The sequence below is a fragment of the Rhodocytophaga rosea genome (genome assembly GCF_010119975.1).
GTDB classification, from domain to species: domain Bacteria; phylum Bacteroidota; class Bacteroidia; order Cytophagales; family 172606-1; genus Rhodocytophaga; species Rhodocytophaga rosea.
The window spans coordinates 6,154,822-6,169,608 of record NZ_CP048222.1; the positions used below are offsets into that span (position 1 = coordinate 6,154,822).

Annotated in this window: 8 protein-coding genes and 2 tRNA genes; 6 read left to right on the plus strand and 4 right to left on the minus strand. The window is 40.5% G+C overall.

What is annotated here, in order from left to right:
- The first annotated feature begins 22 nt into the window (after positions 1 to 22).
- The 4 genes from GXP67_RS25515 to GXP67_RS25530 all read left to right on the plus strand — a co-directional run bounded on the left by GXP67_RS25515 (position 23) and on the right by GXP67_RS25530 (position 11,473).
- Entirely contained in the window at positions 23 to 2,242 is a 2,220-nt protein-coding gene (locus GXP67_RS25515; protein ID WP_162445739.1) for a tetratricopeptide repeat-containing sensor histidine kinase, read from the plus strand.
- Between the two features lie 52 nt (positions 2,243 to 2,294).
- A complete protein-coding gene (locus GXP67_RS25520) occupies positions 2,295 to 4,517 on the plus strand; it encodes a tetratricopeptide repeat protein (RefSeq protein WP_162445740.1) in 2,223 nt (740 codons plus the stop codon).
- Between the two features lie 76 nt (positions 4,518 to 4,593).
- A complete protein-coding gene (locus GXP67_RS25525; protein WP_162445741.1) occupies positions 4,594 to 8,001 on the plus strand; it encodes a ligand-binding sensor domain-containing protein in 3,408 nt (1,135 codons plus the stop codon).
- A 76-nt stretch (positions 8,002 to 8,077) separates the two neighbouring features.
- On the plus strand, positions 8,078 to 11,473 hold the full coding sequence (locus GXP67_RS25530) for a ligand-binding sensor domain-containing protein (RefSeq protein WP_162445742.1): 3,396 nt from the start codon (positions 8,078 to 8,080) through the stop codon (positions 11,471 to 11,473).
- Between the two features lie 17 nt (positions 11,474 to 11,490).
- On the opposite strand, the gene GXP67_RS25535 is transcribed toward GXP67_RS25530, so the two are convergent.
- The 4 genes from GXP67_RS25535 to GXP67_RS25545 all read right to left on the minus strand — a co-directional run bounded on the left by GXP67_RS25535 (position 11,491) and on the right by GXP67_RS25545 (position 12,600).
- Positions 11,491 to 11,883: a response regulator gene (locus tag GXP67_RS25535; protein ID WP_162445743.1), complete on the minus strand. Its 393-nt coding sequence runs from the start codon at positions 11,881 to 11,883 to the stop codon at positions 11,491 to 11,493.
- Between the two features lie 245 nt (positions 11,884 to 12,128).
- Entirely contained in the window at positions 12,129 to 12,254 is a 126-nt protein-coding gene (locus GXP67_RS37855; RefSeq protein ID WP_262890455.1) for a hypothetical protein, read from the minus strand.
- A 168-nt stretch (positions 12,255 to 12,422) separates the two neighbouring features.
- Positions 12,423 to 12,497: transfer RNA gene (locus GXP67_RS25540), tRNA-Pro, on the minus strand.
- A gap of 14 nt (positions 12,498 to 12,511) precedes the next feature.
- A tRNA-Ser gene (locus GXP67_RS25545) sits at positions 12,512 to 12,600 on the minus strand.
- Positions 12,601 to 12,917: 317 nt separating this feature from the next.
- Here GXP67_RS25545 and GXP67_RS25550 point away from each other — a divergent pair.
- On the plus strand, positions 12,918 to 13,886 hold the full coding sequence (locus GXP67_RS25550; RefSeq protein ID WP_162445744.1) for a vWA domain-containing protein: 969 nt from the start codon (positions 12,918 to 12,920) through the stop codon (positions 13,884 to 13,886).
- A 140-nt stretch (positions 13,887 to 14,026) separates the two neighbouring features.
- Complete coding sequence (locus tag GXP67_RS25555; RefSeq protein WP_162445745.1) at positions 14,027 to 14,755, plus strand: tetratricopeptide repeat protein; 729 nt, start codon at positions 14,027 to 14,029, stop codon at positions 14,753 to 14,755.
- Positions 14,756 to 14,787 lie beyond the last annotated feature (32 nt).

Sequence of the window (14,787 nt, forward strand, 5' to 3'; positions counted from 1 at the left end):
ACAAGCTACCACCTGTTCTGACATGAAACACCTTTTTCGCTTTTTGTTTCTTATTTGCCTGCCATTTTCTATGTATGGACAAAATCCTGCTATTGACAGCCTGGACCGGCTGATTGTGAAAGCTACTACGGATACAGCCAGAATTAACCTGCGTATAAAGAAGCTGAATTACCTGAATGAGATCAACCTGGATTCAGCGATTCTAGAGGGGAAAAGAAACATTACTGATGCACAAAAGATAAATTACTCTCAGGGTGTAGCCAATACGCTGATACGGTTAGTTACCAGTTACTGTTACAAAGGAGAGTATGCTGCTGCTGCCCAGAGCCTGGAAATGGCAGAAAAAATATACCGCTCCCTACAAGACTCTACTGGCTTTGGTAACTTGTATTCCAGCTATGGAATGATGTATGGCATGCAAAGTAAGTACGACAGTTCTATTTATTATTATGAACGTGCCATTCAGGTTGCCAGCAATATTAAAAACGAGTTTATGCTGAACCGTGCTTACCAGAATATAGCTATCCCCTATCAGATGCAATCTAATTTTTCTCCAGCTCTATCCTATCTGCAAAAAGCCCAGGATTATTACGAAAAGAAAAAAGATATAGGTTCGCAGACATATATTGCCATGAATATAGGTTTGATTTATAATAATTTAGGAGATATTAAACGGGCAGAGGAATCATTGATGAAAGCCGTTAGTCTTTCAAAAGCGGCAGGTACCCGGAATGTAGAACTTTATGCTTACTCCAACCTGGCCTCACTGTATGAAAAACAGGAAAACCACCAGCGTTCCCATGAATTTGCCATGAAGGCCGCCCGGCTAGGGAAAGAAATGGGCGATACGGGTATTGAGGCCGCCAGCCTTGCCAAATCGGCCATTTCTCTAGCTCATCTGAATCAGTTAACAGAAGCAGAGAAAACAGCGAAACAATCCATTCTGACAGCCGATGTTTCCCATCAGCCCTATATTATCTATCAGGCTTATAATGCCCTTGGATTCATTCTGAAAACACAGGAAAAATATAGGGACGCCATCACACAATATGAAAAAGCATTTGATGCGATTAAGGAGGCCAAGGTATATGATGAGTACGTAGGTCAATCGTATAAAAATTTATCTGAGTCATATAGCGGCGCAGGCGATTATCCGAAAGCACTCGCAGCCTATAAAAAATTTGCAGAAATAGCCGATTCGGTCCGGAGCCGGGAGAACATCCGCAAGGCGACCGAACTTAATATGAATTATGAATTTGACAAAAAACAACAACTTGCTACCGCTGAACAGGAAAAAACAAATATAGAATCCCGGAACCGTCAGATCATGCTGGGCGTAGGATTGCTGTTAATGCTGATCATTGCTGTAATTGCCTTTTATGCCTATTATACCAAACAAAAAGCAGCAACGCTGTTGAAGCGCCAGAAGGAAGAAGTAGAAGCAGCAATGACCGAGTTAAGAACTACCCAGGAACAACTGGTGCAGCGGGAGAAAATGGCCTCTTTAGGAGAACTTACGGCTGGCATTGCTCATGAAATTCAAAATCCCCTGAATTTTGTCAATAATTTTTCTGATGTATCAGTGGAGTTAATAGAAGAACTGAAGGAGGAACTGGATTCTGGTAATATTACAGAAGTCAGGGCACTCTCAAATGATATCATGAAAAACCTGGAGAAGATCTATCACCATGGTAAACGGGCAGATGCCATCGTAAAAAGTATGCTGCAGCATTCCAGAGTTTCGTCCGGAGGAAAACAACCTACTGATCTCAATGAGTTGGCTGATGAATACCTCCGGCTGGCGTATCATGGCTTGAGGGCCAAAGAAAAAGACTTCAATGCTGAATTTAAACTCGAAGCAGACCCGGCCGTAGGCTCAGTGAATGTGGTGCCCCAGGAAATCGGCAGAGTGCTTCTGAATCTGTTCAGCAATGCCTTTTATGCCGTCAATCAGAAAAAGCATCAGCTCAATGGGCAGTATCAGCCACAGGTAATAGTTACTACAAAGAAACTGGCAGACAAGGTAGAAATCTGGGTGAAGGACAATGGCACAGGTATTCCGGAAGCAGTGAAAGACAAAATATTTCAGCCCTTTTTTACTACCAAGCCGACAGGAGAAGGCACCGGACTGGGTTTGTCACTTAGCTATGATATTATTACCAAAGGACATAGCGGAACATTAAAAGTTGATTCGCAGGAAGGAGAATACTCAGAATTTACAATACTATTGCCAGCAAAATAAGCACAGCCAGCGCTATTTCAAATTGAATTCACAATGCTACACCTTTATCCCCATGAAATACCTGGCTTTCTTATTTTCTCTTGTAATTTGTGTATATGGGTCAACATTTGGGCAAACCCCTGCCATTGATAGCCTGGACCGGCTGATTCTGAAAGTCACTACTGATACAGCGAGGATCAAACTTCTATTAAAGAAAGCAGATTTCCTGGTTGAAGTTAATCTGGACTCAGCCATCAATGTGAGTAAAAGGACCATTCAGGCGGCAGAAAAAATAAATTATAAAAAAGGCGAAGCCAATGCCAGGCTTGGTTTAGCTACCGGTTATAATTTTAAAGGGGAGTATAAGGCGGCTTCCCTGAATTTGAAAATAGCTGAAGAGATATTCCTCTCCTTACAGGATTCTACAGGCCTGGGAACTTTGTATGGCAACTATGGCATGATGTACGGCATGCAAAGCAAGTATGATAGTTCCATTTATTATTATGAGCGTGCTATTCAGGTTGCTGAGGGTTTACATGATGATAGATTATTAAATAATGCCTATAAGAACATTGCCATTTCCTATTACATGCAATCGAATTTTACTCCGGCCATGTTGTATATGCAAAAATCCCTGGTCTATTATGAAAAACAAAAAAATATTCGTTCACAAGCCAATACTTTGATGAATATGGGCCTGATCTATGATGAAATGGGAGATAAGGTACGGGCCGAAGAGTCGTTGATGAAATCAATTACACTTTCAAAAGCAGCAGGTGTGCGCAATGTAGAACTCTATGCCTATTCTAACCTGGCTTCCCTGTATGAAAGCAAAAAAAATTACCAGCTCTCTTATGAATATGCCATGAAAGCAGCCGTATTAGGCCGGGAAATGGGTGATAACGGCATCGAAGCCGCCAGCTTGTCTAAAGCTGTCATTTCCCTGGCCAAACTCAATAAGTTAGGGGAAGCCGAAAAACTCGCCAGGCAGGCTATCCTTACAGCTGATCTAGCCAAACAACCGATGAATAGCTACCAGGCATATGCTGCCATGGGGCTTGTACTCAAGTTACAGAATAAATTTGACAGATCCATTGAAGCCTATAGCAAAGCATTTGAGGTGATGCAGGAATCGGATATATATGATGAATCCATTGGCGAAACATATTTTAATTTATCAGAGTCTTACAGCAAGGTAGGCGATTATCAAAAAGCGCTTACAGCGTATCAGAAGTATGCCGAAATAGCCGATTCGGTCAGAAGCCAGGAGAACATACGCAAGGCTACTGAAATCAATATGAACTATGAATTTGAGAAGAAACAACAACTCGCTGCTGCCGAACAGGAACGTAAAAATGTAGAAACCAGAAACAGGCAACTGGTATTATCAGTCGGACTGGGATTAACCATCCTCGTGGCACTCATTGCCTTCTATGCTTTCCGTACCAAACTAAAAGCAAATACCTTACTGCAGCGCCAGAAAGAAGAAATTGAAACCGCTATGACTGAATTAAGAACTACCCAGGCTCAACTGATCCAGAAAGAAAAAATGGCTTCTTTAGGAGAACTCACAGCCGGTATTGCCCATGAAATCCAAAATCCACTCAACTTTGTCAATAACTTTGCAGAAGTGAGCAATGAACTCCTGGAAGAATTACAACAGGAACTAATGACTACCCAAAACGACGAAACACTTGTCCTTACTTCCAGCATTAAAACTAATCTGTCAAAAATTGTACACCACGGTAAACGGGCGGATGCCATCGTTAAAAGTATGTTGCAGCATTCCAGCATGAGCAGCGGAGAAAAGCAATTATTAGATATGAATGTTTTAATAGATGAATATTTAAGACTTGCTTACCATGGACTTAAAGCAAAAGAAAAAGACTTCAATGCGGATTTAATTACTGACTTGGATGTAAGCATAGACAGAATCAAGGTAGTACCACAGGAGATAGGCAGAGTTTTATTGAATCTGTTCAACAATGCTTTTTATGCCACCCAACAGAAAAAACAGCAACTCAACGGACAATATCAACCTCAAGTGACAGTTACAACAAAAGCTGTCAGGAATAAGGTAGAAATCCGGGTGAAAGACAATGGTACAGGCATTCCGGAAGCAGTGAAAGACAAAATATTTCAGCCCTTTTTTACGACCAAGCCGACAGGGGAAGGCACCGGACTGGGTTTATCACTCAGTTATGACATCATTACCAAAGGTCATGGAGGAGAGTTGAAAGTAGAGAGCAAGGAAGATGAGTTTACAGAAATGATTATATGCTTGCCTGCAGTTTGATTTCTTTTTTGTAACTTTTACAAAGCCGGCTATTCAGATAATTATTAAATTTTCCACCTTCTCTCCAACCAGGTGCATGAAGTATTTATTTTATCTAGTTCATCTTAGCTTTTTTTTATGGGTAAGCTATAGACTACCTGCTACTGCTCAAAACCAGAGAGTGAATTTTGAGCATCTCACTATTGAAGATGGGCTTTCACATAACTTTGTAATGTATGTAATGCAGGACCGCAAAGGGTTTTTGTGGTTTGGTACAGGCAGCGGTATGGATAAATACGATGGCTACCGCTTTACCAATTATAAGTTTGATCCTCAGGACTCAACCACTGTGCCCAAAAATCAGGTGTTTAAGATGTGGGAAGATAGTGAGGGAATGATTTGGATAGGTTCTTCTGAAGTTACCAGCAGATTTGATCCTCGCACAGAGACATTTACTCGCTTAGAAAAAAGTGCAGACAATCCCTATGCCTTTAAATTCGCCCAATCTTTTAATGAGGATGCAGAAGGAAATATATGGGTAACAGGGAGTTTTGAAGGAGAAATCAGGCAAATAGACCGGAAAACAGGCAGGTTTTCTGCCACTAATTATGCAGAAATGTTAGCCTCTGTGTCTGGCAACGATTATAAGCGGCAGGCAGTCTTACATTTTATATATAAAGATAGAAAAGGTGTGTTGTGGTTTGGTAGCCCAAATGGCTTACATCGTCTCACGCTAACACCTCAGGGTAAAAATAAACCCTCTACAGTAAGCTTTACCCATTTTCGTCTGGCTCCTGAGGACTCTGCTACTTCAGGTCAAAAAAATAACCCGACTGTAAATGAAGTGGGTAATAATATCACTGGGATATATGAAGATAGCAAAGGAGTTTTTTGGGTACTTTCACGAAATGGTAAATTATATACCTTCCAGCCTAAAACCGGAAAATTTACCCAATTTCAGACAGATAATTTTACACCTATAAAAACCTATAGTTTATTGCCAAATTGCTTTGCAGAAGACCTGGAGGGTAATTTATGGATCAGTTCATATAATGGACTTTATAAATTGAATAGCGACCTTTCACAAATTACTTCTTTTTTGAATGATTCAATTGATCCAGGAAGTTTAACCCATAATAATGTTCCTGCGCTGATTGTAGATAATTCTGGTATACTTTGGATTGCTACTCAAAATGGAGTAAATAAACTTGACCCTCATATAAAACGTTTTGAAGTATACGCTCACAATCCCCAAGACCCTCATTCCTTAAGCAATAATAATATATCCGCTATCTGCGAAGATAAACAAGGCTTGGTATGGGTAGGCACTTTGAAAGCAGGGTTAAATGTACTCAATAAAAGTACCGGTCAGTTTACCCACTATCAGAACAATTCTGCAGATGATAAAAGCTTGCGCAGTGATGAAGTTGGTGCTATCCTGGAGGATAGAAATGGCAATCTATGGGTAGGAAATTATACCACACTATCGCTGTTTAACCGGGCCACCAACGATTTTACTCATTTTACATTAAATCATCTTTTTTTAGAAGATAATGATGGAACTTCTATTTTCTCTATGTATGAAGCGCGTGATGGTTTGCTATGGTTAGGTACAAACAATGGAATGCTCAGCTTTGATCCTAAAACTGGCAAAACAGTAAGCTATCCATATGATCCTGATCGCCCGGAACGCATGACAGATTGGTGGGCTTTAACTATTTTAGAAGATAGCAGGGGAAACTTATGGATAGGAGCCGGCAGCCAGGCGCTCAACCGGCTGGATAGAAAAACCGGTGCATTCACTCATTATTCTTATGACTATCATAAGCGTGGTAGCATTAGTTCAAACACGGTGCAGAGTATATACGAGGACACAAAAGGAAACCTGTGGTTTGGCACTGGGGAAGGCGGTTTGTGCCTATTTGATTATGTTACAGAAACATTTACTGCATATACGGAAAAACATGGTTTGTCAGGCAACTCCGTATTTTCAATTCTAGATGACAGTGAAGGAAATTTATGGCTGGGTACCAATAATGGTCTCTCCAAATTTTCTACAATTACCAAAATATTTACTAACTACGATGCATCTGATGGGTTAAAAAGTAAAATGTTTAATACCTTGTATACAGAGGCCGCAGCTTTTAAAGGAAAAGATGGTATCTTATACTTTGGTGGAAATAATGGCCTCACTGTCTTTAATCCTGTAACTATTGACGCCAATACCTTTGTGCCTCCTGTAGTAATTACTCAATTCAGTCTGTTTGATAAACCTCTGGCCGGAAAACACCAAGCAAAAGAAATTGAATTGGCGTACGATGAAAACTTCTTTTCAGTAGAATTTGCTGCCTTAAATTTTACTAATACCAACAAAAATCAATATGCCTATCAGCTAGAAGGAGTGGATAAAGATTGGGTATATACCGGGTCCAGACGATTTGCCAGCTATACAGATATTGGTCCAGGCAACTATACATTTCGGGTAAGAGGCTCCAATAATGATGGGATATGGAATGAACAGGCAACTACATTAACAATTATTATTCATCCACCCTGGTGGCGTACTACATGGGCTTATGGATTTTATTTTCTGTGTTTTCTGGCTGTCGTATTTGCAGTGGATCGCTATCAGCGACACAGACTAATTGCCAAAGAAAGAGAAAAAGCACAGGAGAAGGAACTGGCGCAAGCCAAAGAAATTGAAAAAGCATATTATGAACTCAAACGTACCCAAACCCAGCTAATTCAATCAGAAAAAATGGCTTCGTTGGGTGAACTCACCGCTGGCATCGCTCATGAAATCCAAAACCCACTTAACTTTGTTAATAATTTTTCAGAAGTATCTACTGAGTTAATTCAAGAATTGAAAGAAGAAATTAGCCATGACCACAAACAGGATGCCCTGGCTTTAGCGGATGATCTGACACAAAACCTTTCTAAGATTCAACACCACGGTAAACGGGCTGATTCAATTGTAAAAGGTATGCTGCAACATTCTAGGGTAACATCCAGAGAAAAGCAGTTAATAGATTTGAATGCTTTGGTAGATGAATACCTGCGCTTAGCCTATCATGGCTTGCGAGCCAAGGAGAAAGATTTCAACGCAGAGTTTAGATTCGATGCTGATCCTGCTGTTGGCTCAGTAAGTGTGGTGCCCCAGGAAATCGGCAGAGTGCTTCTGAATCTGTTCAATAATGCCTTTTATGCCGTCAATCAGAAAAAGCAACAGCCCAATGAGCCGTACCAGCCACAGGTAATAGTCACTACAAAGAAACTAGGAGATAAGGTAGAAATAAGGGTGAAAGATAATGGCACAGGCATTCCGGTAGGGATCAGGCAAAAGATTTTTCAACCCTTTTTCACCACCAAGCCAACTGGCGAAGGTACAGGATTAGGCTTATCACTCAGCTATGACATTATTACCAAAGGTCATGGGGGAAAACTCAACGTGGAAAGTGTAGAAGGAGAGTTTACAGAAATGATTATTGAATTGCCAAAAGATTAATTTCTTTTTGTGATTTTTAAGAGCGGCAAATTATATACTATTTTAAGCTTTTCCCATCGGCTCAATTCCTAAGTGCATGAATTGTTTTTTTCGAATAACCATACTTAGCTTTTTCCTCTGCTTATGCTACAACCTGCCTGGCATCTCCCAAGGCCAGAAAGTGAATTTTGAGCACCTCAACATAGAACAAGGGCTTTCGCATAATTATGTCACATCCGTGATTCAGGATCGGAAGGGTTTTCTGTGGTTTGGTACCACCAACGGTTTGAACAAATACGATGGGTACCAGTTCACGCATTATACATTTGATCCTAACGATACCACCTCACTTTCCAAAAATATAGTTTTGACCCTATGGGAAGACAGCGAAGGGATAATATGGATAGGAACCAATGAAGATATTTGTAAGTTTGACCCCCGTACTGAAAAATTTACCCGTTTAGAAAAGAGTGACTCTAATCCTTATGCTTTTAGATTCGCTCAATCGTTTGCAGAAGATACAGAAGGCAATATATGGATAGCAGGAAGTTTTGATGGGCAATTACGGCGGGTAAATAGGAAGACAGGCAAGTTCTCGGCTATTAATTATGCCTCAGCCCTAGGACATAAATTGGGACATGAATCTGGGAATACATCTTTGTTTAGCCTGATCACTATTTGCAAGGATAAAGCAGGAACGCTTTGGATGGGCAGTTCATCTGGCTTGCACCGGCTTACACTCACTTCTCAGGGGACAGGTAAAGCTTCCAAGGTAAATTTTACCCATTATCGCCATAACCCGGCTGATCCATTCAGTATAAGCCCGGGAGGCGTAGCTGGGATCTTTGAAGATCACAAAGGTGTTTTATGGCTAATAACTCAAGAGGGTTTTATAAATGCTTTTGATCATACATCCGGCAGATTTACCCACTACTTGCCAGATCCACACAAACCAGCTGTTATCGGTAGAATTTTAGAAACTGGTATTACTGAAGATTTAGCCGGTAACTTATGGATAGGCACTTTGAGTGGACTATATTCACTTGATAAGGAACGTAAAAAAATTACGAATTATATGCATGACCCGTTTAATCCGTCAAGCCTGAGCAATAACTTTGTTACTTCCGTTTTAGCAGATCAATCTGGCATTTTATGGATTGCTACACTAGATGGAATAAATAAATCAGATCCCCATCTGAAGCCTTTCAGTTTGTACTGCCATGATCCGCTCAACCCTAATTCTTTAAGTCACAACAAGGTAAAAGCTATTTGTGAAGACAAAGAAGGAATAGTTTGGGTAGGCACCCTGGGAGGAGGCTTGAATGCTTTAAACAAAACAACAGGTGAATTTACCCATTACCGGCACAACCAAAAAGACACAGGCAGTTTGGGTAATGATTTAGTTACGGCTATTCTGGAAGACAGGGAGGGTAACCTATGGATTGGAAATGGGGAAGTACTCTCCCGTTTCGACTATAAGAAGAAAAAATTTATTCATTACCTCTTACAGCATCCATTCCAGAAGGGCTCTGCAAACCTGCCAATTTTTACTATGTACGAGGATCGGCAGGGAATTTTTTGGCTGGGAACAAACAATGGGTTGATAAAATTTGACCCGAAATCGGGCAAAACAATAAGTTACCCATATGACCCTAACCATCCGGAGAAAATTAGCGATTGGGTAGTATTATGCATACAGGAGGATAAAGAAGGTTATTTATGGCTGGGCCACGGGAGCATGGGGCTCGATAGGTTTAATCCAAAAACCGGTAAGGTTATTAAATATGTACAAGATGGCCAGAAACAGGGTAGTATCAGCACAAATACAGTAGTTAGTTTTTATGAAGATTTCAAAGGAAACTTATGGATTGGAACCGATGAGGGAGGGCTATGCCAATTTAATTATTCTACAGAAACATTCACTACATTTACCGTTGAGCAGGGACTGGCAGGAAATTCAGTTTACTCCATTTTGGAAGACAACGAAGCGAACCTTTGGTTAGGTACCAATAACGGTCTTTCTAAGTTCTCTCCGGCAAGTAAAATATTTACCAATTACGATGCCGCCGACGGATTACAAAGCAACCTGTTTACTCCTTTGATGTATGAGGCTGTTGCCTTTAAAGAAAAAGACGGCACTTTGTATTTTGGTGGGAACAACGGCTTTAGTGCCTTCAACCCGGCAGCGGTTCATGCCAATACCTATGTGCCCCCTGTGGTTATCACGCAGTTCAGCCTATTTGACAAACCGCTAGCCGGAAAACAGGAAGCCAAAGAAATCGAACTGGCTTATGATGAAAACTTTTTTTCTGTTGAGTTTGCCGCCTTAAACTATACCAACAGCGAAAAAAACCAATATGCCTATCAGTTGCAAGGAATAGACAAAGACTGGGTAAATACCGGATCGAGGCGACTCGCTAGTTATACAGATATTGGCCCTGGACACTATACCTTCCGGGTAAAAGGCTCCAATAATGATGGGGTCTGGAATCAGAAAGCCACCACTCTAACAATTATTATTCATCCTCCCTGGTGGCGTACTCCCTGGGCCTATGGTTTTTATTTTCTGTGTTTGCTAACTGCCATATTTGCATCGGATCGCTATCAGCGCAAGCGGTTAATTGCCAAAGAAAGAGAGAAAGCCAGGGAAAAAGAACTAATGCAAGCCAAGGAAATTGAGAAAGCTTATCATGAACTCAAACGAACCCAAACCCAGCTGATTCAATCCGAGAAAATGGCCTCTTTAGGGGAGTTAACGGCTGGTATTGCCCATGAAATCCAGAATCCCCTGAATTTTGTCAATAATTTTTCGGAGGTATCTGAAGAGCTTTGTAGTGAATTGGAGCAAGAAGCTAAAAATGGCCATACTGAGGGAGTTATCGCTATAAGTGCCGATCTGAAGCAAAACCTATCTAAAATTCATCACCACGGCAAACGGGCAGATTCTATTGTTAAAGGAATGCTGCAGCACTCCAGGTCTTCCTCCGGAGAAAAACAACCTACTGATATCAATGCTTTGGTAGATGAATACATTCGTTTAGCCTATCATGGCCTGAGAGCCAAAGAAAAAGACTTCAACGCTGATTTCAAACTGGAAGCCGATCCTGCGGTAGGCAAAGTAAATATAGTGCCACAGGAGATAGGCAGGGTATTGCTAAACCTGTTCAACAATGCCTTTTATGCGACTCAGCAGAAAAAGCACCAGCTCAATGGATTTTATCAACCACAGGTGCTTGTTTCGACGAAAGCTTTCGCAGATAAAGTGGAAATCCGAATCAGAGACAATGGTACTGGTATTTCGGAAAATGTAAAAAGTAAGATTTTTCAGCCTTTTTTTACTACTAAGCCTACCGGAGAAGGCACCGGATTAGGATTATCCCTTAGTTATGATATTATTACTAAAGGACATGGCGGTGAACTAACGGTTCAATCTCAGGAAGGGGAATTTACAGAGTTTATTATTCATCTTACTAAGTCAGCGAAAGCAATGTAACCCAGCAATACCTAAGATTACCCAGCGTTTTTCTGAACTTCTAATTGTTTGAGCTTTTCTTTGAGGTCGTTAAAATTCAAAGGCTTGGCCAGAAAGTCGTTAGCACCATAACTGATAGATTGCCGATAGCTCTGCTCATCTCCATAGGCTGTGATCATCATAATTACCGGAGGTGGGGAGGCAAAACTGATACGTATTCGCTTTAATAATTCCAGGCCGCTCATGCCAGGCATGTTGATATCAGATAAGATCAACACTACCTCTGAGGCATGTTTTTCCAGATAGGACAAAGCCTGTTCACCAGAATGGGCAAATGCAAATGTTAATTCACCGGAGCGGATTTCTTTGCGGAACCGTTGCTCAAAAAGAGGTTGAATATCCGGTTCATCGTCTACAACTAGTATCTGCATGTATGAAAAAAATAGGAAGTGAGTGTAAGGTAAAAATAATCAATGATTTTGTGCTAAATCAATATAGGTAAATTTTTAACGTTCTGCAATTGATAGTATATTATCTCCCAATGGATTAAAAGCAGTCATGAAATTTTATACATCTAACTCAAAATATGGAAGTTGTGATGTAAATTATATGCCCGTACGGTCAATTTGCCAACCGTGTACCCTTTTTCGAGCAGATCATTCAATTAAGCCATCTTCTACAAGGCAGTCTTACCTTTGGCCGAAATTGTATTAAACTTATCCATGCCAGTGTACTGCTTGCGTACAAAAGCCTGCTTATCTGTATCCCATATCTTAAAATCTATACACCATCGTTTAGACATATCCCCACCTAGATCGACAAGCTAGGGTTCATATTCTGAATCAAATTTGGGAGGCATTGTGAGAAAAAGATATTAATAAAATTAAGACATTTGTGATGATTGTGTGACAAAAAGAGGAGAAAAAATAAAAAAACCGCCTAAATTTTGAATTTAGACGGTTTTTGTTAGTCGGGGTGGCAGGATTCGAACCTGCGACCTCCTGGTCCCAAACCAGGCGCGATGACCGGACTACGCTACACCCCGTATACTTATTGAGGCGGAGAGAGAGGGATTCGAACCCTCGGTACCTATTACTAAGTACGACGGTTTAGCAAACCGTTCCTTTCGGCCTCTCAGGCATCTCTCCTTTTCAAAAAAGTGTTGCAAATATATAAAAAACAAATCCACTTGCCCAAACAATACACCAAAAAAGGAAAAAAATAATAGATCGTCCAATATCTTATATTTCTTGTCACCCATAATGTCCTTTCGTTTCTCAATAGTCTATCTCGGTAAGAAATAAGCCAGATTCAGCTATGGTTTACAAAGTAGCAAAATACTTTATGAGAATAGGTAAGTTCGAATAAACGTATCGCATATAGTCTTGTTTTCCCGACTATGATACCCCATCTTTGGAATATGACAGGTTCGCATAAAATATAATACCCAAATTCTATTGCACGTATGAATTGGTACTACACTCCCGGATGGTGGGAATATATTTGCATAGGTCTGTTTACAGGCTTATATCTACTATACGTATTCAGGGTGGTATACCTGGCTAGAATGTTGCAAAGCTCTATTCAACCCTTAATTGCCAAATTTATACTGCGTTCATTCTATTTTGGCTTATTGGTTATTGCCTTGTTAGGGCCTTCCTTCGGGGGACTTAAAAAAGAAGTAAAAGCCATGGGAAAAGATATATATATTCTGGTTGATTTGTCGCAATCGATGAATGCCAACGATATGGCGCCCACCAGGCTGGAAAGGGTAAAGTTTGAGATAGAAAAATTCGTTCATACACTGCATACTGATCGTATCGGACTTATTATTTTTGCTGAAGAAGCGTTTGTACAATGCCCGCTTACCTTTGATAAGAATACACTGCTACTATTTATTGAAACTTTGAAAACCGGTTTGATGCCAACTGGTAGTACCAACTTTGAAGCAGCTTTACAATTAGCATTTGAAAAGCATACCGATACCACCAATACTTCATTAAGTAACCAGGCAAAAATAATCCTGTTGTTCAGCGATGGCGAAGATTTCGGTGACAGACATGTCACTTTACTCAGGCAGATATCAAATGCCGGCATCCGCCTGTTTACCGTTGGAGTAGGTACAACAACAGGTGGAAAAATCCCTTCCGGAAAATCATTTAAAAAAGACAATGATGGAAAGGAAGTTATAACAATTTTGCAGCGGGAGCATCTCCTGCGTATGACGGAAAGAAATGGAGGGAATTATTATGAAATTAATAATACGGAAGATAATATGGCTGAACTTGCGCAGGCTATTCAGAATATAGAAGGTCAGCTTTTGGACACAAAAGATATAGAAGCAACCGCCAATAAGTATTATTATTTTCTGCTGGTTGCGCTCTTGTGTATGATCGTTGACATTGTGATTGTTTCCAGAACAATTCATTTATAATATTTTCGTTCGATTAACGTAATACATTGGCTGAAGAAATGTTTGTAAGCAAGCCTGTTTTTTGAAGTCTATTAATTAAATACTGCTATTACTTCTATAACAGCTTTTGTATTCGGCTGTTACCATGTAACCATACTGGAATGCCTTATTTTTTTACGCTTTATTTCTGGTTACTTATGCTGTCGAAAACGCCATTTGGCAATATTGACCGTTCTAACCGGCTGTTAAAAGAGGCAGAAAGTGCGTATGTGCAGAAAAACTATATAGTGGCACTTGTAAAATACCGGTATTTGTACCATGCCTTACACTTAAAGGAAAAACATATTCAGCTCAACCTGGCCCATTGTTATTTTGCAAACAAAGATACAGCCCAGGCAAAAAAACATTATTTGCCTTTCGCAGAAGATAAGAGTACTCCCATCCGGGCTATTGCCTGCCAGCAGCTGGGTCTGCTCGCATTCAGGCAACATCAATACGAATCAGCATTGTCTTATTTTAAACAGGCTTTACAGGCAGCACCTTCCAATGATACCATCCGCTACAATTACGAATTAGCCAAAAGGCTGGAAAGGGTTGCTAAAAAAACGGAGCCCGGGAAAACCAAAGAAACTGAGAAAACTCCGGAAGATATGCCTCCGCCTCCGCTGCAAACACCTGAAGAACTTGCCCAGGATTCCGAAAAAGAAAATAAAGCCCAGGAGAAAGACCAGGAAGCTAAAGCTATTCAGGAACGGCTGAAACGTATCAACCTGAGTCAGCAAAAAGCGGAGATGATTTTAGAAGCCTTGAAAAATAACGAAATACAGTATATTCAGCAGCGGAAACATACTTCCCAATCTAACCAGGAAAAAATGTATCCAGACTGGTAACCTGCGTATGGAATTATCAGCACACCTATTTT

Bases quoted from the DNA above. Each gene is read 5' to 3' on its own strand.
- GXP67_RS25535 (WP_162445743.1), bottom strand. From the start codon at position 11,883: ATGCAGATACTAGTTGTAGACGATGAACCGGATATTCAACCTCTTTTT.
- GXP67_RS37855 (WP_262890455.1), bottom strand. From the start codon at position 12,254: ATGTCTAAACGATGGTGTATAGATTTTAAGATATGGGATACAGATAAG.
- GXP67_RS25525 (WP_162445741.1), top strand. From the start codon at position 4,594: ATGAAGTATTTATTTTATCTAGTTCATCTTAGCTTTTTTTTATGGGTA.
- GXP67_RS25530 (WP_162445742.1), top strand. From the start codon at position 8,078: ATGAATTGTTTTTTTCGAATAACCATACTTAGCTTTTTCCTCTGCTTA.
- GXP67_RS25550 (WP_162445744.1), top strand. From the start codon at position 12,918: ATGAATTGGTACTACACTCCCGGATGGTGGGAATATATTTGCATAGGT.
- GXP67_RS25520 (WP_162445740.1), top strand. From the start codon at position 2,295: ATGAAATACCTGGCTTTCTTATTTTCTCTTGTAATTTGTGTATATGGG.
- GXP67_RS25555 (WP_162445745.1), top strand. From the start codon at position 14,027: ATGCCTTATTTTTTTACGCTTTATTTCTGGTTACTTATGCTGTCGAAA.
- GXP67_RS25515 (WP_162445739.1), top strand. From the start codon at position 23: ATGAAACACCTTTTTCGCTTTTTGTTTCTTATTTGCCTGCCATTTTCT.